A 19,922-nucleotide genomic window follows, 5' to 3' on the forward strand; every position below is an offset into this window, starting at 1 on the left:
ATTGTTCGTGAGAGCTTGGAGGAGTGAGTTTTACCAATAATATTTGCTGCAATTCAAAATATCGATAAACCCGCCCCTCTCAGATGAAACTTAATTGTTAATCATAGTTGCAATTCGATCGCGATCTAACTCTCGACCGATCAGCACTAATTTGGTTTGGCGGAGTTCGGAAGGTTGCCAAGGGCGATCGTAAAAATATTCTATCCGCGAGCCCACACCTTGTAACACCATCCTCATCGGTTTCTTGGGAACCGCCACAAACCCTTTAATCCGATAAATTTCCTCCTGCTGCATCAAGGATTGCAGTTTTTTCACCAAAGCTTCAGGTTCAAATTCGCGATCGGCAATAAAGTAAGTCGAGTTAATATCATCATCGTGCTCGTGTTCCTCCTCAGTGTCGTGGTGACTCGGACGAGACTCCAAATCATCCTCAACCGCCGCATTAAATCCCATTAGCACATCAGGGTTAATTTCGCCACCTTTGCAGGGCACAATTTTCACACTCGGACGCAACTCTTGCTGCAACCAGCTTTGGACTTTCTTGTGAGTTTCCGCATCTACGCGATCGACCTTCGTTAAAAGTACCATATCGGCACAGGCTAACTGGTCTTCAAACAATTCCTCGATCGGAGTTTCGTGATCTAAACTAGAATCAGCTTGGCGCTGTGCCATCAAAGCATCGATATCACCGACAAAAGTACCGCTAGCAACAGCTTCGCAATCGACAACAGCAACAACACCGTCTACTGTAGCACCCGTGCGAATTTCCGGCCAGCGAAAAGCTTGAATTAAAGGTTTAGGAAGTGCGAGGCCAGAAGTCTCAATTAAAATACAATCAATTTGTTCTCTGCGCTTCAACAATTCCTGCATAGTCGGCAAGAATTCCTCTTGAACAGTGCAGCAAAGACAACCATTTGTTAGTTCAACAATATTGCTGCTAACATTTTCTTCTTCGTCGCAAACTTGGCAATCGCGCAGCAGTTCTCCGTCAATTCCGATTTCGCCAAATTCGTTAACCAGAACAGCAATGCGGCGACCTTGATTATTTTGCAATAAGTGGCGAATTAAGGTAGTTTTGCCGCTACCAAGAAAACCAGTGATGACAGTAACAGGAATTTTGTGCATTGATAATTTTGTGCTTATTTGGTGATAGGATATCTCGTGACCAAGCTCTGCCTGGGAATACTGATCTAGAGGCTCTGCCTCGCTGGAATAAAGGAGCGCTTTTAATACGAGGCAGAGCCTCTGCATATGTGTTACCAGACCGAGATCGTAGGTGACAACTTAAGACTGAAATCTACAATAAAAGTCGCTTTTAAGCGAAGTCTAGATCCCCCTAAATCCCCCTTAAGAAGGGGGACTTTGAGAATATTTCTTGTCCCCCCCTTATTAAGGGGGGTTAGGGGGGATCTAGATTTCGATAAAAACAAGAGAGACGATCGGTTTGACGTTAAGTAGTCACCAATGGGCAGAGCATGGTAACGAGAAAGGCTCTAATTTGCCAGCGGTGGAATCTTTGCTAAAACGCCTTTTTTCAGAGCTTGAGGACGCTCCGACCAAGGCAACAAACCGTCCGGTTTAGCATAGTATTGACCCGCGCATTCGAGTACCGCCTCGACGCTTTCCGACTCATTTGCTGGTAAATCGCCAAACAGATAAGTGTACTTTCCAACAGCAGCAAAAGACACCGCACAAGAGTGACTGCAAGCACTCATGCACTCAACCTCTTGAATCTCAAACTTATCATAAAACTCCCAATCTTTAGCGAGTTGCGACAAATTTTCCATAAATTGTTGACCGCCGCTTTTACCTTCGCGCTTGCCGTTTTTCCAAACACTAGCGCAAGCAGTGCAAACAAATAGATTGTGCTTTGTGCGTACAGCCGTGTTAATTCCATCCATCATCCGTACCTCGCAGATGCGTTCAAAAGTGAGTTAGATATCGGCGGGCATTCTGACTTGAGAAACCACAAGGGTTTCATTACAGTTGCGGGACAGCGCCGGACTTGCACCGAACTTTCCCCGTTTCCTCTAACGGCTGCTCCCCGCTAGAACCGATCGCGAAATCACATCATACCGCACTTGCCGCCTTTTTGGAAAAAAGTTATGTTGGTCATGTCGATCCATCAAAAAAAATAACTCTTTGTGGAACAGGCATCTTGCCTGTTGCTGACAGGATAGAAGCCCATCAAAAAAAATAACTCTTTGTGGAACAGGCATCTTGCCTGTTGCTGACAGGATAGAAACCCCTGCCCAAAAAATTCACTGTTTGTGGAACAGGCATCTTGCTGGTTAATGACGGGCTAGAAGCCCATCCCACAAGAACATTACTACAAACTATATGAACGCCTTCCCCGATTTTTCCACTCACGGCTATCAGATTGAAAAAGAACTCGGACACAACAGTCTCGGCGGCCGAGTTACATACTTAGCGAAAAATACGAATACTCAAAAATTAGTTGTAATTAAGCAATTTCAATTTGCCCAATTAGGTGCTAGCTGGACAGAATACGAAGCTTACGAACAAGAAATTAAAGTTTTGCAAAAACTGGATTTCCCGGGCATTCCCCGCTATTTGGATTCTTTTCAAACTGACAGCGGTTTCTGCATGGTGCAGGAATACAAAAATGCCGAATCTGCTGTAGCGCGGAGTTTTTCGCCGCCGGATATAAAAGAAGTTGCGATCGAAACTTTAGAGATTTTAGTTGACCTGCAAGCTCAGAACCCGCCGATAATTCACCGCGACATTAAACCAGAAAACTTGTTAATAGATGACGAACTCAATGTTTATTTAGTAGACTTCGGTTTTGCTCGGCTAGGAGGTGGAAATATCGCGGCTAGCAGCGTTGTCAAAGGTACGATGGGATTCATGCCGCCGGAGCAAATGTTTAACAGGAAATTAACAAAAGCCTCCGATCTTTACGGCTTGGGGATAACGCTAATTTGCTTGTTAAGTGGTACGAAATCTGCGGATGTCGGTAATTTAGTTGATGCCAATTATGGCATTCATTTCCGGCATTTAGTGCCACCATTGCAGCAGGGTTGGATGAATTGGCTGGAGAGGATGGTAGCGCCGAGATTGCAAGACAGATATCCATCGGCGGCAGATGCTTTAACTGCGCTAGAATCTTTGGATGTCAGCAGCTTGCCGAAAGTGAGAATTGAGCGCGATCGCATTCAATTCATCGCCACAGAATATGGAGAGAAAGTAACACAAATCGTTACCGTTAGCAACCCTATTCCGGATACAATTTTAGCCGGTCGATGGGAAGTTGCACCGCACCCGAACGATCCGCCACATACTCCTTACGACCACCCTTACATCTCCTTTGAACCGCAGAAATTTGAGGGCAATGAGGTTAGGTGCAAAATAACGGTAGATACGAGCAAATTGCTAGCAAGTAAAACTTATCATCGCCAGATGATACTCCACGTTAATTCCGATCCAAATACCCATGAAATTGAGATTCAAGTTAAAACTGCTCCTCTTCCCGAACCAAAGCAAATGCCATATTTGTTTAAAGATAGAGGGAGTTTTATGTTTGTGTTTATCTGCCTCGGTTGGCTGCTAAACAACCCGATGGATCGAGGGATGTTTTTCACGTTAATAGCTGTGCTACTTTCGGGTTTTGCAGCAGCAGAAAAGATGCTCTATACAGAAAAAGAAAAGACGCTCTATACAAAAGTAAATAAAACTGCAAATGGGTTTCAATCTGTCTTAGGAGCCACTTTAGGGATTACAACAATATTTCTGGCATCGACTACTTTTTTATCAGTTATTGGTAGTAGTTTTGGTAATAGTACGGGTCAAGAAATCGCTTTACTTTTTTGTTTGGTGATTGCAGCTATAGTTGGTGCTTCAGGTTGTGTTGAGAAGAGTAGGAGTTTGACAATCCTGGCATTTCTAGCTTGTGGACTTTTGAGTGTCTTTTATTTACCGACGAGTATAGTAGTGACATTTGTGCTCTTTGTTACTAATTTGGGTTGTTTTAAGGTAGTTTATACCTTAGCTAAAGCCAGGAGTTACGAACAGATAAAAAGAGGCTTTTTTAAGAAAGATGCTGTAGCAATCGCATTTCTCACCGCTGGATTTTACATCAGTTTAGGAGCCGTATTTCAACGCTACTTAAGCGTGGCAAATGAGATGGGATCGATCGAACCCTTAAAAGTTTTAGTTTTAGCAGCAAGTGCGACTGCCCCTCTCCTCGTCACCGCTATTCCATTACTTTACTTGATTGTTCTTAAAAGAAACAGAATGATTGCTGCCTACCGCAAATCCAAGCCATATTTGATTAAACCATAATCAACCGTTCCTACTAATAACTTTTGTTTGGATTTTTCAAAAATTTTAAATACTGAAGTCCTTACTACAAACCTGACAAATTTATGGACGCTTTTCCTGACTTTTCTAACTACGGTTATCAAGTAACTCGCCAACTCGGACACAATCGCGCCGGCGGGAGAGTTACCTATCTCGCTACCGAAATTAATACCCAACGTTCCGTCGCTGTTAAACAATTTCAATTTGCCCAAACAGGCGCTAATTGGGCTCAATATCAAGCGTGCGAACAAGAAATTAAGATTTTGCGAGAACTGGATCATCCCAATATTCCCCGCTATTTAGATTCCTTCCAAACTGCATCGGGTTTCTGCATGGTTCAGGAATACAAAAATTCCGATTCTCTCGCTATTTTGTGCCAGCTAACACCGCAGCGAACCAAGCAAATTGCTATCTCTGTTTTAGAAATACTCAAATACTTGCAAAACCGCGTTCCTCCAGTTATTCACAGAGATTTAAAACCGGAAAATATCTTGGTGGACGATCGCCTGAATGTCAGCCTTGTCGATTTTGGATTTGCTAGGATCGGCGGGGGAGAAGTGGCCGCCAGCAGCGTTGTTAAAGGCACTTTGGGCTTTATGCCACCAGAACAAATGTTCAATCGGCAGCTAACTGTTGCATCGGATTTATATAGTCTCGGCGCAACGCTAATTTGCTTGCTAATCGGCATCCATTCTACTGAAATTGGCAGCTTGATGGACGATACGGGGCGGATTAATTTTAAACCTCGGTTGCCGCAGCTAACTCCAGAATTTCTTGACTGGTTGCAAAAAATGGTGGAACCTAATTTTAAACACCGTTATCCTTCCGCAGATGCGGCCTTAAATGCTTTGATTCCCCTCCAAGTAGTTCAGCAGCGTAACAACTTAAAACCGGTATTGATATCAGTCGGAGTATTAACAGCAATTTCGGCTATTTTTATTCCGCTTTTTAGGAAATCTCCCGAACCTCAAACAGCAGTATATCTCCAACGAGTAATCAACTTAGAAAATTTCAACCCTAAGACTCAAGTAATGTTAACTGACGAATTAGAATCAACGAAACTTAGGAATGTTTGGTCTTTGAAGAAAAACAAAAAAGTCTATTTTGCTGTAAGTGCTGCTAACTTGCCAGAAGGAGAATATAGAAGTTATTGTAAGGTTGTCAACCCTCAAGGACTATTGGCAGCCCAAAGTCAATCTTATTTAAGAACGACGGGGGATGGATTAAATACTTGGTGTTGGTACACTTTTCAAAAGGATGACAAGCCGGGAAATTGGAAGTTTGAATTTTACTTAGAGGGTGAAAGAGTGGCGCAAAATAGTTTCAAGGTCTTACCTTAAGATAGTTGTTCCGGGCTGGCAGTGAATTTCTTTGCCGTCAAAAGTTGGCGGATTCCAAGTTTCTGCATAACTTGCATTAATTCGATCGCTCTCGCAAATTGCAGCAATAGTTGTTATAATATTGCTACCCTTTTCTTTAAAAGCAAATACTGCGCCAGTGTAGGATTTCTCCATGCTCCTCATATCATTAGGTTGGGCAATCGCGATCGCGCTTTCAAATTGTGCTGGTTTGCGGTGATTGTGCCTAGTTTGAACCGGGCCCATTGATGAGACGAGAGTGTAATAATAGTTATTGGTCTGTTCTTTAATTCCAATACTCAATTTTCCAATGGAATCGCTAAATTGACCGTATTCTGCATAGTAAGCTTGCTGCGCTCTATTGATGCTTGAAATATATTGTATGGCTTCAAAAAAATTCTTACCCCTTGACGGGGACGGGGGCGGGACGATCGTATTGAGTGGGAAATTGTACCATGACGCCATGATGCCAGCCACAACCGCGCTGTAAATTGCAATCCTCGGCAGCAAACTGGATACTGGCAATCTCGATTTTTTACTGGCTTTAGCTACATTGACTGACATTTTTTTAACTGTCATAAAGTAAATTTGCCAAGCTTGTAGGGTGCGCCACAAGCACCCTACAGATTATAAATTATGCAGTTTCGTGCTGTTTGTGCCATGCGGGATGCCACAGCAATTCAGCAGTCGATCGCTTCTCGACCATTTCAGGAGTAATCATACAATTAGCCACATCCTTGCGAGAAGGCAACTCGTACATGACATCGAGCATTAACTCTTCTAAAATGCTGCGGAGAGCTCTGGCGCCAGTTTTGCGACGATAGGCCTCCTGGGCGATCGCCCGTAGCGCTTCCGGCTGGAATTCCAATTCCACGCTGTCCATCTTCAACAGCTTTTGATACTGCTTCACCAGCGCATTCCGGGGCTCGGTCAATATCTGCATCAAAGCTGCTTCATCCAGCGGCGAAATCACCGTTACCACCGGAATCCGCCCGACAAACTCAGGAATTAAACCAAACTTGACTAAATCGTCCGGCTGTACCTGCTGCAAAATATCAGCAGCCCGCTTGTCTTTCGCCGGCAAAGTCGAGTTGCTGTCGCTTTCCGTTGGCTGAATAAAGCCCAAGGATTTTTTACCCAAACGTTGTTCAACTATTTTTTCCAAACCGACAAAAGCACCGCCACAAATAAATAGAATTTTGCTAGTGTCAACTTGAATAAAATCTTGGTAAGGATGTTTGCGGCCGCCTTGCGGGGGAACATTAACCACTGTTCCTTCCAACATTTTTAGCAGCGCTTGCTGCACTCCTTCTCCCGATACATCCCTCGTGATCGAAGTGTTTTCGCTTTTGCGAGCAATCTTGTCAATTTCATCAATATAAATAATGCCCCGTTGCGCCGCTTCCACATCAAAATCGGACATTTGCAACAGCCGCAGCAAGATATTTTCTACATCGTCGCCGACATATCCAGCTTCTGTCAGTGTCGTCGCATCCGCTACCGCAAACGGAACTTCGAGCATTTGCGCCAAACTTTGCGCTAACAAAGTTTTGCCACAACCTGTGGGTCCTACTAGCAGGATGTTGGATTTTTGCAGTTCTACATCGCTATCAGGGGAAGACTTCTCGCTATCTTTAGCTTGGTCAACGCTCAAGCGCTTGTAGTGGTTATAAACTGCTACAGAAAGGACTTTTTTTGCTGAATGCTGGCCGATAACGTGGTTGTCTAAATGCTGCTTAATCTCTGTTGGTTTCGGAATTTGAGCTAAAACAATTTTCGATTTATTCGATCGACCCGGACGCCTGGTTCCTTGTCCCTGAGACTCTCGCACCTCTGATTGGGGAATCTGTTGACCAATTGTTTTACTGGAGTCAAAGAACTCCTCCTCTAAAATTTCATTGCACAGTTCCACGCATTCATCGCAAATGTATACGCCGGGCCCAGCTATTAACTTGCGGACGTACTCTTGCGACTTGCCGCAAAAGGAGCATCTGAGATGGGAGTCATATTTTGACATATTTGCCTCTTAATTTACGGTTGCGGTTGCTTGTTTCGACTGGGGAAGTTGCCGCGGGAGCGACCTTAGCTTTGCCCTAGAAGGGTTTCCCGATCGGACACCCAAGCCAGTCAAGCTTCGCGATCTCTATTTCTAAGTTAACACTTTTGAGGCTTTAGTCATTAGTCACAAGTCATTCGAGCAAATTTAAATTTTTCATTTTCACTTGAAAATAAAGCCGCACGGGCTTACCATTTTTTGTATTCCAAAAATTTTCCTGACATAATTATTTTCACTCGATCGCCTTTTGGGTCTGCTTCTTTCTCGACATCCAAAGTAAAGTCGATCGCGCTCATAATCCCGTCACCAAATTTTTCGTGAATCACTGCTTTGAGTGGCATCCCGTAAACCTGGATAATTTCATAAAAACGATAAATCAGGGGGTCAACCGGAACCGAGTTCTCCAAAGAACCTTTTAAGACAGGTTCACAGAGAACCGCAGCGGTCTCGCTATCTAGCCCCAAAGCCGAGATAATTTTCTCGGCTTCATCTGCTGATGCGGTAGCTTGACGATAAAGAACCGCCGCAATCCAAACTTCGTCGCGCCCCAAAACTTTTTCCAAATCTGCAAAACTAATTCCTTGAGCTTTTTTAGCAGCCAAAAGCTTTTCTGTAATTCCTGAAATTGCCATTAAATATTCTCCCCTTCACTCCAGTGTCAGATGTGAAATATCTCTCATGTTTTGGGGATTTTGTCAATACCAAGTTGAGAAAAAAATCCAATTGATAGCTCGGATCATCAGCAAAAGCCGCTCTCGTCAACCCACAACTCATACAATTTGAGATTTGAGATTTGAGATGTTAGGTTGGCAATGACTGATGACTATCAGGGTTTGGAGCCAGTCAACACTTGCATTCTTTTTGCCAACTGGTATCACAACTGACACAACTGATAAATCCTAAAATAACTCATATAGCCTTTCTCAAAAAGGTGAGGTACGAATTTTGACCTGGAAAGCTTGACAATACAGGGTTTCTGTATACCTCATTTATCTGAGAACCGCTATAGCTGCCCTGTGGCAATGGTACAGTTGGCAGTATATGTAATAAAAGTTACACAAACCAAGGCATTCGGCAAACGGCTGAATTTTGCTCGTGCTAGCCTGAAGATCAATCCTCGCTCCCTCCGCCAAAGCCCCTTTACCACTCAAAACCGGCAACTGACAAAAGTATGGAGATTCAGACCAAAGATTACACGATCCAGTACGATCGCGCTACGCAAACAGTCACCTGTAGCGGCTCGTTCCGACTCAGCCAGGCGGAAGAATACGAACCGATCGTCGATCTGCTCAACGAAGTGGCTGACTCCTGCCCAAACACCGTTACTCTAGACTTGCGAAAGCTAGAATTTTTAAATAGTTCTGGAATTAATATTTTCTCAAAATTTGTGATCAAAGTGCGCCAGCAAAAAAATATTCAAATCGCCATCAAAGGTTCTAAACAGATCCCCTGGCAGATAAAATCCCTGAAGAACTTGCAGCGGCTGATGCCTTCCTTGCACTTAGAATTGGAATAATAACGAAAAAGGTAAACATGAATCCCCGGCTAAGTCCGAGAACCAAGATGAGGGTGGCTGAAGTTAATCGCAATAAGTCATAGTTAAACTAGCACAAAACCCTAAAAAACTTCAGAACCGACTAAAAATTACCAATTTTCAATTGCTATGCAGGAAGAACCATCGACAGAACAGCTACTTTTCGACGTTCAGCGGCTGAGTGCGGAACTTGAAAACTTGAAGCGCGAAAAGGTTGACCTAGAAATCTTGCTGGAGACTACCACCGAACATTCAGATACGATGGAAGCTCACTTGCTGAGCAAAGCTCAGTTGGCGCTGCGTTCCAGCGAAGAGCAGTTTCGGGCGATCGCCTCGGCAACTCCCGTGCCGATATTAGTTTCTCGCCTCTGTGACGGCTTAATTATGTATGCGAACGCTCAATTGGCTTCTCTCCTGAACATACCCCTAGAAAAATTGATCGGCTGCTGCACTCCAGACTTTTACTTCAACCCCACAGATCGCCCAAACCTACTTGAGGCACTTGCTAAAGAGGGATACCTGCAAAACTACGAACTCCACTGTAAAAAATCAGACGGCACCGCTTTCTGGGCGATGATCTCGGTTCAGTCGCTGGTGTTTAACGGGCAGCAGACGGCATTGTGCGTCTTGTACGACCTCACCCAGCGCAAGGAAGCAGAACAAACCCTCCAAGAAAGCGAAAAGCGTCTCCGCCGCCAGAGTTTGGCTTTGTTGCAGCTAGGTAGGCAGAGGACTCTCAACAGCGGTGCGCTGAATGTGGGAATTCGCGAAATTACCGAGGCTGCTGCCCGGACTTTGGATGTGGAAAAAGTCAGCGTCTGGCTTTACAACCATGGAAGATTTGGAAATCGCTACCCCAGTGATCAGCAGCTAAATTTTACGGAGAGAGTGCTCGCCCACAACCAAACAGAGCCATTAGATACAGAGACCGCTACCCCTGATCCAAACGAGGGGGTTAATCATTCTAAGTTTAAAATCCCCAACCTCAAATTAGTTTGTCTCGACGTGTACGATCGCACCCAAGAGAATCATTTGAGCCGGGAGTGCATATCGGCAAGCGATTTAAATTTATCAATTTTAGATGTTGAAGGCGACGCACCGGGCGAAAATTTGCGATTGGACAATGGTTTAGAACCTCCGACAAAGACTCAAAACTCTGTACCAACAAATTTGTCCCACTCATCTTCCCTAGCCGAACATTCCGGTGTGCTGCCAAATGCCAGCAAGCCGAATTCATCCATATTAAATGTAGCAATTAGGCTCGGGGGCCAGATCGTGGGCATCCTCTCTCTCGAACATATCGGCGCGCCCCGCCAGTGGGCTTTGGAGGAGCGCACCTTCGCTGATTCTTTGGCAAATTTGGTAGCACTGGCGATCGAAGGATTTGAGCGCCAGCGGGCTCAGGAAGCACTCTCCAAAGCCAAAGCGCAGCTAGAAATGACCGTCGATCAGCGCACCACTCAACTCACCACCGCCAATAAACTGCTCCGCATCGAAATTGCCGAACGCAAAAGAGCCGAAATAGCCTTGCAAGAAGCCTTACACAAAGCTGAAGCAGCTTCGAGAGCTAAAAGCACTTTTTTAGCCAATATGAGCCACGAGCTGCGGACGCCGCTCAACGCGATTATCGGTTACAGCGAAATGCTACAAGAAGAAGCACGGGAATCGGGACTCGAAGAGCTCATTCCCGATACCCAAAAAATTTATAACGCCGGCAAACACTTGCTGACTTTAATTAACGATATTCTAGACCTTTCTAAGATAGAAGCAGGTCGGATGGAGCTTTATTTAGAAAAATTTGACCTCAGTAATTTAATAGAAGAAGTTGTTGCAACTTTGCACCCTTTGGTCGAAAAAAATCACAATCAATTGCAAGTTTCTTGCTCTGAAAATTTGGGAGTGATGTATGCAGATTTGACTAAAGTCCGGCAAATTCTGTTCAATTTGCTCTCCAATGCCCTGAAGTTTACCGAAGGTGGAACGGTGCTGTTGAGTGCGACTCGCGAACCAGCAGGCGATAGCGATTGGGTGTATTTGCAGGTATCTGATACGGGGATTGGAATGTCGGCTGAACAGCAACAGAATTTGTTTCAACCTTTTATTCAAGGGGACGCTTCGACTACTCGCAAGTACGGCGGCACCGGTTTAGGATTGGCCATTAGCCGCTTGTTTTGCCAGATGATGGGCGGCGATATAACTGTTGAGAGTGAGTTGGAGGTTGGCTCTACTTTTACTGTTCATTTAAAGACAAAAGTTGATATTAATTAGAAGCAAGTTGGGTAACTAGCAATGTAGCAGATTTAAGGGATTTAACGGGTGGGGAATTTTCCAGAAATTGTGGATCGGATTTAACGGCTTTAACGGATAGCAAAAGATGGAAGAATTTCCCCTTACTAATTTTCCCATTACCAATTACCAATTACCAATTACCCATTCCCTTTTTAATTGTGACACCGATCGCGATCGACCTCTGTTGTCGATCACACAGTAGCATTTTTTTTCAGCCTAGAATACCTATATTATTCCAAGATTGTCCTGCAGGCACGATCGGGGGCCTCGCTGCATTCACAATTCCCACCTCAACCTAATTAAGGCGGTGGGGGGTTGCTTCCAGAAAGGCAATTTGGTAAAAGTAATGCTATGGTCGCGAAGCAGTAGAAGGCAAAATTTAACAGGAAATCAGGAAGTTTCAAAAGTCTCTGGACGCAGAAACACAATTCTGCTTTTTGCCTTCATACTGCTTCTACGGGCGAGATAGCACTGCTGCTGAAAGCAATGCACAATTTCTCAGAATCAAAGGAGTGCATCTACATGATTAAACCTTGCAGTCAACCGCTAAAAATAAACCCTTTTACCTGTTATCGCGATCCGGCTACAGGCAGGTGGACTACTGTAGTTACAAGTGTTCCAAACACTGGCGCAACAGACTCTAGTTTCAAAGCAGAAGCCGAAGGCGAAAACGAAGGTAAAGCAGGAACGATCCTTTCTGCTTCGCCTGCTGTCTCGGTGTCGAAAAAAGTCCTTTCTTTCTCCCTGCCTCCGTTTAAACACCGTGCCAAAAAATCTGCTGTTAGTGTCAGCAGGTAGCTATCGCAGGGGTCTAATCTAGTTTCCACGGTTAGTCCCCGGCGATCGTCAAACCAAACAAAACAAACTTATCTATAGCCTAAACTGCCAAAAAGCGATATACTGGCAGCAAACTTTCTCCTGCAATATCCGTGAAGTATTTGCTCGATCGCTGCCTCCACTTTGTATGGACAGACCGACCAATTCGCCAGCGGGGAACAATCATCGTTGCTATCCCCATTATTTTTCTGTTTGCTTCCCTGCTGGCAATTGCAGCCCTCCGAGACATTACCATACAGATAAGAGAGCGAGGAGATACTAATAGGGCAATACTTCAGGAAACTAACCGCTTGTTAACCCTTGTGGTGGATGCGGAAACGGGCATTCGAGGTTACGGCTTGACGAAGCGCCCCGCATTTCTCTCACCCTACTTAGAAGCCAAGAAGAGTTTGCCTCCGCTGCTGGCTAAACTCAAGGTTATGGTTCAAGAAAACAAACTGCAAGCTCAGCGATTTGAAGATATAAAAAAAAGTACCGAACAGCATATAAATTTCTTGCAAAACACTTTGAATAAGCTCGACAGTTCGGCAACAAGCCTGCAGTCGCCGGAAATAATTGAGGTGTTCACTCAAGGCAAATTGAGGAGGGATAACCTGCGTGCAAAAATTAATGTGTTTGCTAATGCCGGCGAAGCCTACCAGAAAGCTCTAGATGAGCAAAGACGGGGTTTGATAGATTTCACTAATTTTGTGCAAGTTGCTGGTTTGCTTTTCGGCTGTTTGGGCGCAGGGGCTTCCTGGTATTTATTTGATGCTTTAGAGAAGGAGTTGAGGAAGCGGGAAGCAGGCTTGGAAGAAAGTACAAGTCGCATTCAAGCTGTGGTAGACAATGCGGCTGACGGGATTATCACTTTGGACGCAGGGGGAAATATTGAGTCTTTTAATAAGGCAGCAGAAAAGATTTTTGGCGAGAAAGCCGATCGAATAATTGGCTCTAACTTGCGGCGACTGATAGCTCAACCGCAGCCTTACAGCACCGTGGGGGATTATTCGATCGAATATTTTGTGTTACATCCAGATACTCCGCTGAAGACTTACCAGCAAGAAACAGTTGGAATTCGCCACGATGGAACTAAGTTTCCGATGGAGTTAGCTATCAGCGAAATGCGTCTGGCAAATCAACATTTGTTTATTGCGATATGCCGCGATGCCAGAGGACGAAAACAAGCCGAGGAAACTCTGCGAAAGCAAGCGCAAATGCTGGATTTGGCCAACGATACGATCGCGGTACTAGACTTGAATGGGGCGATTTCTTATTGGAATTTGGGGGCGAAGTGGCTCTACGGCTGGCGGAAGTCGCAAGCAGTAGGAAAAAACATTCACAAGCTTTTACAAACAGAATGGGCCCAACCTTTTGAGGTAATTCAAAAAGTATTTTTCGAGAAGGGTTCTTGGCAAGGAGAACTGATGCGAACTAAGAAAGACGGGACAAAAATAACGGTGGCAAGCCGATGGACGTTGCAGTACGACGATCAAGATCAACCGGTTGCTATTTTGGAAATCAGCAACGATATTAGCGATCGCAAACGCTCAGAAATTGCTTTAGCCCAAAGCGCCCAGCGGTTTCGCGCTACTTTTGAGCAGGCGGCAGTCGGCATGGTGCAAGCGAGTGTGGAAGGTAAATTTCTGTTAGTCAATCAAAAACTTTGCGATATTTTGGGCTACAGCCGCCCAGAATTGCTGGAGAAAAAATTTCAGGATATTACTTGGCATGGAGATTTGGCAAGTGAACTGGAACTTGTGCGCCAATTGTTAGCAGGAGAAATTGAAAATTTCTCTCTGGAAAAGCGCTACATCCGCAAAGACGGAGAGTTGGTGTGGGCAAACTTGACGGTTTCGCTGCTGCGAGAACAAAATGGCACTCAATTTCTGATGAGTGTGGTTGAAGATATTAGGGATCGCAAACAAGCGCAGGAATCGCTGCGGTTGCGCGCTCAAGAATTGAGGTTAACAGCTCAAAATCTGGCTCAAACGACAAATGTTTTAAGAAAGCGGAATCAAGAATTAGACCAGTTTGCTTATGTAGTTTCTCACGATTTGAAAGCGCCACTCAGGGCGATCGCCAATCTCAGCAGTTGGATAGAAGAAGACCTCAGCGAGTCGATGACAGAGGATACTCTGCACCAAATGAACCTGCTGCGTGGCAGAGTTCACAGGATGGAAGGTTTGATTGAGGGACTGCTGCAATATTCCCGCGTCGGACGAATTCAAGTGCCTTCAGAAATGGTAAAAGTTGAGAATTTATTAGCCGAAATAATTGATTCGTTGGCGCCACCCTCTGGATTTGAGGTGAAAGTTGAACCGGGAATGCCAACTTTTGTGACAGAAATATTGCTGTTGCAACAGGTTTTTTCTAATTTAATTAGCAACGCAATTAAACACAACCGAGCTGAATCGGGTCACGTAAAAATCTCGGTTAAAGAGTTAGATGATTTTTACGAATTTTCTGTAGAGGACGACGGGCCGGGAATTGATCCTCAATATCACGATAAAGTTTTTGTAATTTTTCAGACCTTGGAAGCTCGTGATAAAGTTGAAAATACTGGGATTGGTTTGTCGCTGGTGAAAAAAATTGTCGAAGGTCAAGGGGGCACTATTTCCCTAGAATCTGCCGAAGGTGAGGGATCAACTTTTCGGTTTACTTGGCCGAAGCAACCTATTAGCCAAGACGGAAAATAAAACAACTCTAAAGGTAGGATGTTTACGGATTACCGCAATCCAAAAAGTAAATGTAGGGTGTACCCGGACTACAGAGAACCCGATAGCGACTGTTTAAACTGCATCACAACGGATTTCGATGATAAATCCATCAGGATCGTAAAAGTAAATGCCGCGTCCTGTAGCGCGAGTGACGGGGCCGCTATCGATCGCAATTTGATTAGACTTTAGCACTTCCAGAGCGCGATCGAACAAAGCCGGATTGATGTCGAAGGCTAAGTGGTTGGCGCGGGTAAAAGCTTTCTCCGGGTCTGGGTTTGGCGGTTCCAAGTCTGGCTGCCAAAATAAGTCAATAACAGTACCGTCTGGGGTAACGAAATTAGCGACTTTACCAGCGGCTACCATTTCTGTTAAAGTTGCGGGAATTTCTGTGCCTGTTAGTTTGTGCAGGCCGAGAATTGTACCGTAGAAGTGGCGGGAAGCTTTCATGTCGCGCACGTTTAAAGCGATATGGTGAACGCGGCGCAAATTCCCCGGCGCGAGGACAATTTTGACGTTGTTTTCGGTAGTTTGCATGATTGTCATCAATTGCGAATGTTCAAATTGAAAGCAGTTTTATTTATTCAGATGGTCTGCTGTAAAATAAGCATTTTCAGTGGGTAGTCAGGAGTGGAAGCCTCCGATTTCTACTATGAGGACTGAAGTCCTCACTACCAACACTTTTATTCGGGTCGTGCGATCGCACATACTATCCATTAGTATTATTTTTCTTTGGGAAACGATGCCATGCCTACAAATAGCATGGTCAGACCACCTGCCAGAATGGCGAAGGCAAGTACACCTACAACTAAATCTAATCCCGATGTATTTTCCATTAAATTAAACAGTTCTCCAATTAAATACAATCATCGGTATTTGTTCATGGTTTAGTGCTTGCACACAAGGGGGAAGAGCAGAAGAAAAAAATAGCTTTCAACTGATTGGAAAAAAAGCCTATTAATTCCTTCCCTCTTCCCTAAACATCCATCCGTTAAATCAGTTAAATCCTGTACACTGCTTAGTTGCCGAACTTCTTATTTCGCCAATTCTCGATCGATAGCAGCGATTAGTTCTGGCGAATCGGGGCCAACACTGCTGCGGAATCTGGCAACCACTTCACCCTGTTTGCTAACTAAGAATTTCTCAAAATTCCAGGAAACCTCACCCTTGGGATCGACTGCACTCGTAAGCTTAGCGTACAGCGGGTGTTGCTGAGTGCCTTTAGCGCGTACTTTGTCAAATAATTCAAAGGTTACGCCGTACTTGGTAGTACAGAAATTGACGATTTCTGGATTACTTCCGGGTTCTTGACCTCCGAAGTCGTTGCAGGGAAATCCTAAAACACGGAGTCCAGCCGCGCTGTACTTCTTGCTCAATTCTTCGAGCCCTTTGTATTGAGGTGTATAGCCACATTTGGAAGCTACATTAACTATCAAGAGTACCTGGCCAGCGTACTCTCCTAGCTGCTTGTCTTCGCCTGCGATCGTTTTTACTTTAATGTCGGAGATTGTGCTGGGCATTTTCAAATACTTTTAAATTTGACCACCACAATTTTACCGCAAGTCGTTACAATTTTGTCGAGAGGTCGATCGCTAAAAATTTAAATAGCCCGGTCGGGGCGGGTTGACGGATATCAGGCTTATATTATAGATATTGGTGAACCCGCCTCTACCAAAATCACGATTAATTTACCGAACATGATCTTAGTAGACGGCGGTGAACTTTCCCACAGCATCTATCGGCAAAGTCAGCCATTAGATTTAAGTTTCTCGCTAATAGCTAAAATCTACACCAAAAAGAACGAATATTTTAACTCTCTGAGTGGTGTTCCGTCATCCATTTTTGGTAAGTATCCTCAAGTTGCTTGTCTTCGAGAACGAGTTCTAGGCGAACTTTGACGCAACCGTGACGAGGTTGAGAGGCGATCGAATTTAAGATTTTGCTAGCTTTCTGCACAGAGGTAAATTCCGCCTTAACTGTCGGTTCATGGCGATCGCTCTTAACCTCCGTCAAATCTATACCGGTGATGTTTCCCTCGCCTAAATCTATTTCGGCCAACACCTTCGGATCGTCGCCGACTTGTTCGACAATCAGCTTTTCCCACTGGATGGGTACTTGTACCATCCGAGTTTCAATTTCTTTACGCACTATGACTTCGCCGACTTTGCGCTTGCTGCGATTGATCACCAATCGTTCTTCTAGCAGGCGAATTACTTCTTGATCGACAATATCGAAGTTTTCCTCATCCTCATCTGTCTCCAAATTTGGATCTGTGAGTTCGGCATCTGTTAGATTTGACATATCTGTTGAGGGATTGGTTAACTCACTGTTGCTAAATTCACTATGCGTTCCAGAGGCATTTTCTAAATACGGATGCTCGCCATTAGCCGACACGAACGGCAGCAAATCGACTTGATCCGAATTAATAGTTACAAACAGCGCTTTTTGATGATAATCTACTTTTTTGAGCAGCTTAATACTTAATAAAAAAGTGCGGGTATTTTCGCTGCCTAGCCCGGTCACCACAAAGTTTAACTGACCGTTAGCATCAAAATAGACATCTTTAACTTTGCCGACCAAGTGACCTTGGTTGTCTTTGACGGTAAAACTTTTTAGCTTCGTTCTGACTTTTTCAGGAACCTGGTTGAGACGGGTTATTGATTTGGCAGTTGCTATCTTTTCTGCTGATGCTTGACCGTTCATTTTTTAAACTTTCCTGCTTAGGGATTTTTATTATCAATTGGTAAGGGGAAATTGGTAAAGGCGGGGAAAGTGGATAAACGTTGCCAAAACTAGACAAGTTTTGTACCCCCCCCCCGCCGCTCACATAGGAATTGCGCGATCGCTACCAATCCAATCAAACCTGCGCGGTGACAGAATTATGTCATTAAGGCGCAATTCCTATGCAATAGCTGTTGCGGTTGGTTTAGATCTTTGGATTTTTATTATCTACAACCGCAGTTCCATCAGTTTGAACGTCTAATTCTTCACGACGCAAGGTTTCTTCGCCCTCAACCGTGCTGCGAACAACTTCTTTTCTGACGTTGACTTCTTCCCGGACGAAAGCTTCCTTGTGAATGTCGGCCGTTTCTTCGTAGACTTCCATGCGTGCAACTTCCCCTGATTGGAAGTCAGCCTCACCGACTGAAACTACTCGACCTGCTTCTACCGGGGTTACTCGATCAATTACGACTCGTTCTTTTTCAATTGGTACTGAAGCTCGCGCTGTTTCAGTTTCCACGCGCTTGCCAACTGCTACTTCGCCTGTTTTTGCGCGGTGTTTGTTGGCAATCAAGCGTTCTTCATAAAGCTTGAGATTTTGGTGCTGCTGTTCGTTGGTTTCGTAGAGGGGGCGGTCGATATCGTAGTTGTAGCTGCTGCGATCGTAGCTAGCAGGAGTTGCAGTGCTTGCAGCGGCGGCAGTTCCTTGATTGCGGTAGACGCCTCTTACCTGTTCTTCGCGATCGTAATCTACTGCTTCTAATTCATTGTAAGCCGGCAATTGTTCTGCTTGAGCTTTGTTGCGAAGGCCTGTGGCGTGGACGCGACGGGCTCCATAGTCGAAGCGAGCCGAGCCGATTGGCAACAATACTTTTTTGCCAAAAATCCAAATACCGGTGTCAATTACCAGATAGCGGAAACGACCAGTGTCATCAACCAAAGCGTCATAGACCGTGCCTACTTTTTCATCAGAATCGCCAGCATAAACATCAAATCCCTTGATGTCGTCTCCAGCAAATATCTCTTCCTGATAGTTAGGATAAAATTCTGCTAATCTTTGAAGTGCCATATTTTTTTTCCTCTTTGCTCTACTTAAGTTAATAGTAGAAATTAATTCGCTAACTTCCCTCTCCCTAAAGTCAGAAGTGTATAATTTAGGTTGTTTAATACTATAGGAATACTACGGCATCTCTGCTTCTATGCTAGCGCACTCAGCTATTTTAAAGATTGTAAAACTCTACAATCGTCAATCTTATAACAAGTATTAAAACTCAAAGCCAACCGTAAGGATACTGCCTTGCTGGGTCCTACTACCCTTGCAGGATACTCCTTTGCATTGTGCCTACTGTTAATAATTGTTAACTATGTGGTGAAAAATCAGCATTACATAGTATTACCAAAAGATCAAAGCCCCTCATCTTGCACGAGAGGGGCTTCAGGAAAGCTAGAAATTTTAAGTTCAAAGTTGATTGAATTGAGTTCTGATAGCTTCTATCCGACTGCGGTTAACTCCCAAATCCGACTGTCCCAGACGGGAAGCCGATCGCACATGGATGACTTTTGCTGCATCATCTACCAAAAATTCAACGTCATCAACAAACCCCATCAAAGCACTGGTGAACTCCGCATAGAGGTAATTATCAGTTGCCGTGATAATTTTAGTTTTTCCATAGGAGTCGATTACCCCTTTTAGCTTTACCATCGCTTCACTCTGGGACGAAGTGTAAGCCAAAGGCTCAATTTTGTGTTCGGCATCTTGACTGAAGCTGCTGACGCAGTTGGGGGAACTCGGGCACGCTGCGAGTTTTCCTGACTGAATCCCGATATTGGCAGGTCTTGTTCCAGCAAACATTGTTTTTTCTCCGGGTATAGCGATAAAAGTAGCGATCGACAGTACCGCTACTGCTAGCAGTGATATTAAAATAACTAGGACTCTTTTCAACGCTGTCGGCGATTTTGTTTCAACTGTTTGCAAAGGATTAGCCCTCCAGAAAGTGCAAGTTGGATATAATACCAAATCCGGCTTAAATACCCCCTTTATTTCTTAGTCTGCTAAGGCAGACTTCGTTTGTCTAGTAGCGGTTTCAACCGCCGAATCATAAAGGGTATGG

16 protein-coding genes and 1 riboswitch are annotated in these 19,922 nt (G+C 44.5%); of the genes, 5 read left to right on the forward strand and 11 right to left on the reverse strand.

Annotated elements, in window-relative coordinates; genetic code table 11:
* Positions 1 to 90: 90 nt before the first annotated feature.
* Positions 91 to 1,125, reverse strand: a complete 1,035-nt coding sequence (cobW, locus tag QUA03_RS04140) for a cobalamin biosynthesis protein CobW (protein WP_333209909.1) — start codon at positions 1,123 to 1,125, stop codon at positions 91 to 93.
* Positions 1,126 to 1,493: 368 nt separating this feature from the next.
* Positions 1,494 to 1,904 carry a DUF1636 domain-containing protein gene (locus QUA03_RS04145; protein WP_333209911.1) on the reverse strand — a complete coding sequence of 137 codons (411 nt, stop codon included), beginning with the start codon at positions 1,902 to 1,904 and terminating at the stop codon, positions 1,494 to 1,496.
* A gap of 22 nt (positions 1,905 to 1,926) precedes the next feature.
* Positions 1,927 to 2,073: riboswitch (cobalamin riboswitch) on the reverse strand.
* Between the two features lie 267 nt (positions 2,074 to 2,340).
* On the opposite strand from QUA03_RS04145, the gene QUA03_RS04150 reads away from it, so the two are divergent.
* Both QUA03_RS04150 and QUA03_RS04155 read left to right on the forward strand, forming a co-directional pair.
* Positions 2,341 to 4,302 carry a serine/threonine-protein kinase gene (locus QUA03_RS04150; protein ID WP_333209915.1) on the forward strand — a complete coding sequence of 654 codons (1,962 nt, stop codon included), beginning with the start codon at positions 2,341 to 2,343 and terminating at the stop codon, positions 4,300 to 4,302.
* A gap of 83 nt (positions 4,303 to 4,385) precedes the next feature.
* Positions 4,386 to 5,660 (forward strand): serine/threonine-protein kinase, encoded by a 1,275-nt coding sequence (locus tag QUA03_RS04155; RefSeq protein WP_333209918.1) that lies wholly within the window; start codon positions 4,386 to 4,388, stop codon positions 5,658 to 5,660.
* Here QUA03_RS04155 and QUA03_RS04160 read toward each other — a convergent pair.
* From QUA03_RS04160 to cynS, 3 genes are all read right to left on the reverse strand, one after another.
* On the reverse strand, positions 5,652 to 6,257 hold the full coding sequence (locus QUA03_RS04160; RefSeq protein WP_333209921.1) for a type IV pilin-like G/H family protein: 606 nt from the start codon (positions 6,255 to 6,257) through the stop codon (positions 5,652 to 5,654). The genes QUA03_RS04155 and QUA03_RS04160 overlap by 9 nt on opposite strands.
* A 55-nt stretch (positions 6,258 to 6,312) precedes the next feature.
* A complete protein-coding gene (gene clpX, locus QUA03_RS04165; protein ID WP_333209924.1) occupies positions 6,313 to 7,695 on the reverse strand; it encodes an ATP-dependent protease ATP-binding subunit ClpX in 1,383 nt (460 codons plus the stop codon).
* A gap of 227 nt (positions 7,696 to 7,922) precedes the next feature.
* Positions 7,923 to 8,366 (reverse strand): cyanase, encoded by a 444-nt coding sequence (cynS, locus tag QUA03_RS04170; protein ID WP_333209926.1) that lies wholly within the window; start codon positions 8,364 to 8,366, stop codon positions 7,923 to 7,925.
* A 539-nt stretch (positions 8,367 to 8,905) separates the two neighbouring features.
* On the opposite strand from cynS, the gene QUA03_RS04175 reads away from it, so the two are divergent.
* Positions 8,906 to 9,250 carry a slr1659 superfamily regulator gene (locus tag QUA03_RS04175; protein ID WP_333209928.1) on the forward strand — a complete coding sequence of 115 codons (345 nt, stop codon included), beginning with the start codon at positions 8,906 to 8,908 and terminating at the stop codon, positions 9,248 to 9,250.
* Positions 9,251 to 9,397: 147 nt separating this feature from the next.
* Positions 9,398 to 11,536, forward strand: coding sequence for an ATP-binding protein (locus QUA03_RS04180; protein ID WP_333209929.1), 2,139 nt, complete (start codon positions 9,398 to 9,400; stop codon positions 11,534 to 11,536).
* Positions 11,537 to 12,126: 590 nt separating this feature from the next.
* Here QUA03_RS04180 and QUA03_RS04185 read toward each other — a convergent pair.
* On the reverse strand, positions 12,127 to 12,384 hold the full coding sequence (locus tag QUA03_RS04185) for a hypothetical protein (RefSeq protein WP_333209931.1): 258 nt from the start codon (positions 12,382 to 12,384) through the stop codon (positions 12,127 to 12,129).
* A 102-nt stretch (positions 12,385 to 12,486) separates the two neighbouring features.
* On the opposite strand from QUA03_RS04185, the gene QUA03_RS04190 reads away from it, so the two are divergent.
* Positions 12,487 to 15,072: a PAS domain S-box protein gene (locus QUA03_RS04190; RefSeq protein ID WP_333209933.1), complete on the forward strand. Its 2,586-nt coding sequence runs from the start codon at positions 12,487 to 12,489 to the stop codon at positions 15,070 to 15,072.
* Positions 15,073 to 15,165: 93 nt separating this feature from the next.
* Here the strand turns inward: QUA03_RS04190 and QUA03_RS04195 are convergent, their stop codons facing one another.
* The 5 genes from QUA03_RS04195 to QUA03_RS04215 all read right to left on the reverse strand — a co-directional run bounded on the left by QUA03_RS04195 (position 15,166) and on the right by QUA03_RS04215 (position 19,786).
* Positions 15,166 to 15,627, reverse strand: a complete 462-nt coding sequence (locus QUA03_RS04195) for a VOC family protein (RefSeq protein ID WP_333209935.1) — start codon at positions 15,625 to 15,627, stop codon at positions 15,166 to 15,168.
* A gap of 497 nt (positions 15,628 to 16,124) precedes the next feature.
* On the reverse strand, positions 16,125 to 16,610 hold the full coding sequence (locus QUA03_RS04200; protein WP_333209937.1) for a glutathione peroxidase: 486 nt from the start codon (positions 16,608 to 16,610) through the stop codon (positions 16,125 to 16,127).
* 289 nt (positions 16,611 to 16,899) lie between these two features.
* Entirely contained in the window at positions 16,900 to 17,793 is an 894-nt protein-coding gene (locus QUA03_RS04205) for a DUF2382 domain-containing protein (protein WP_333209939.1), read from the reverse strand.
* A 223-nt stretch (positions 17,794 to 18,016) separates the two neighbouring features.
* Positions 18,017 to 18,880 (reverse strand): DUF2382 domain-containing protein, encoded by an 864-nt coding sequence (locus QUA03_RS04210; protein WP_333209941.1) that lies wholly within the window; start codon positions 18,878 to 18,880, stop codon positions 18,017 to 18,019.
* Positions 18,881 to 19,270: 390 nt separating this feature from the next.
* Positions 19,271 to 19,786 carry a DUF1499 domain-containing protein gene (locus QUA03_RS04215; RefSeq protein WP_333209943.1) on the reverse strand — a complete coding sequence of 172 codons (516 nt, stop codon included), beginning with the start codon at positions 19,784 to 19,786 and terminating at the stop codon, positions 19,271 to 19,273.
* Between the last annotated feature and the right edge of the window lie 136 nt (positions 19,787 to 19,922).

The sequence above is a fragment of the Microcoleus sp. S36b_A4 genome (genome assembly GCF_036700645.1).
Taxonomy (GTDB): domain Bacteria; phylum Cyanobacteriota; class Cyanobacteriia; order Cyanobacteriales; family Microcoleaceae; genus Microcoleus.

Excerpts from the sequence above, each read along its gene's own strand:
- cobW (WP_333209909.1), bottom strand. The coding sequence starts at position 1,125 with ATGCACAAAATTCCTGTTACTGTCATCACTGGTTTTCTTGGTAGCGGC.
- QUA03_RS04145 (WP_333209911.1), bottom strand. The coding sequence starts at position 1,904 with ATGATGGATGGAATTAACACGGCTGTACGCACAAAGCACAATCTATTT.
- QUA03_RS04150 (WP_333209915.1), top strand. The coding sequence starts at position 2,341 with ATGAACGCCTTCCCCGATTTTTCCACTCACGGCTATCAGATTGAAAAA.
- QUA03_RS04155 (WP_333209918.1), top strand. The coding sequence starts at position 4,386 with ATGGACGCTTTTCCTGACTTTTCTAACTACGGTTATCAAGTAACTCGC.
- QUA03_RS04160 (WP_333209921.1), bottom strand. The coding sequence starts at position 6,257 with ATGACAGTTAAAAAAATGTCAGTCAATGTAGCTAAAGCCAGTAAAAAA.
- clpX (WP_333209924.1), bottom strand. The coding sequence starts at position 7,695 with ATGTCAAAATATGACTCCCATCTCAGATGCTCCTTTTGCGGCAAGTCG.
- cynS (WP_333209926.1), bottom strand. The coding sequence starts at position 8,366 with ATGGCAATTTCAGGAATTACAGAAAAGCTTTTGGCTGCTAAAAAAGCT.
- QUA03_RS04175 (WP_333209928.1), top strand. The coding sequence starts at position 8,906 with ATGGAGATTCAGACCAAAGATTACACGATCCAGTACGATCGCGCTACG.
- QUA03_RS04180 (WP_333209929.1), top strand. The coding sequence starts at position 9,398 with ATGCAGGAAGAACCATCGACAGAACAGCTACTTTTCGACGTTCAGCGG.
- QUA03_RS04195 (WP_333209935.1), bottom strand. The coding sequence starts at position 15,627 with ATGCAAACTACCGAAAACAACGTCAAAATTGTCCTCGCGCCGGGGAAT.
- QUA03_RS04200 (WP_333209937.1), bottom strand. The coding sequence starts at position 16,610 with ATGCCCAGCACAATCTCCGACATTAAAGTAAAAACGATCGCAGGCGAA.
- QUA03_RS04205 (WP_333209939.1), bottom strand. The coding sequence starts at position 17,793 with ATGAACGGTCAAGCATCAGCAGAAAAGATAGCAACTGCCAAATCAATA.
- QUA03_RS04210 (WP_333209941.1), bottom strand. The coding sequence starts at position 18,880 with ATGGCACTTCAAAGATTAGCAGAATTTTATCCTAACTATCAGGAAGAG.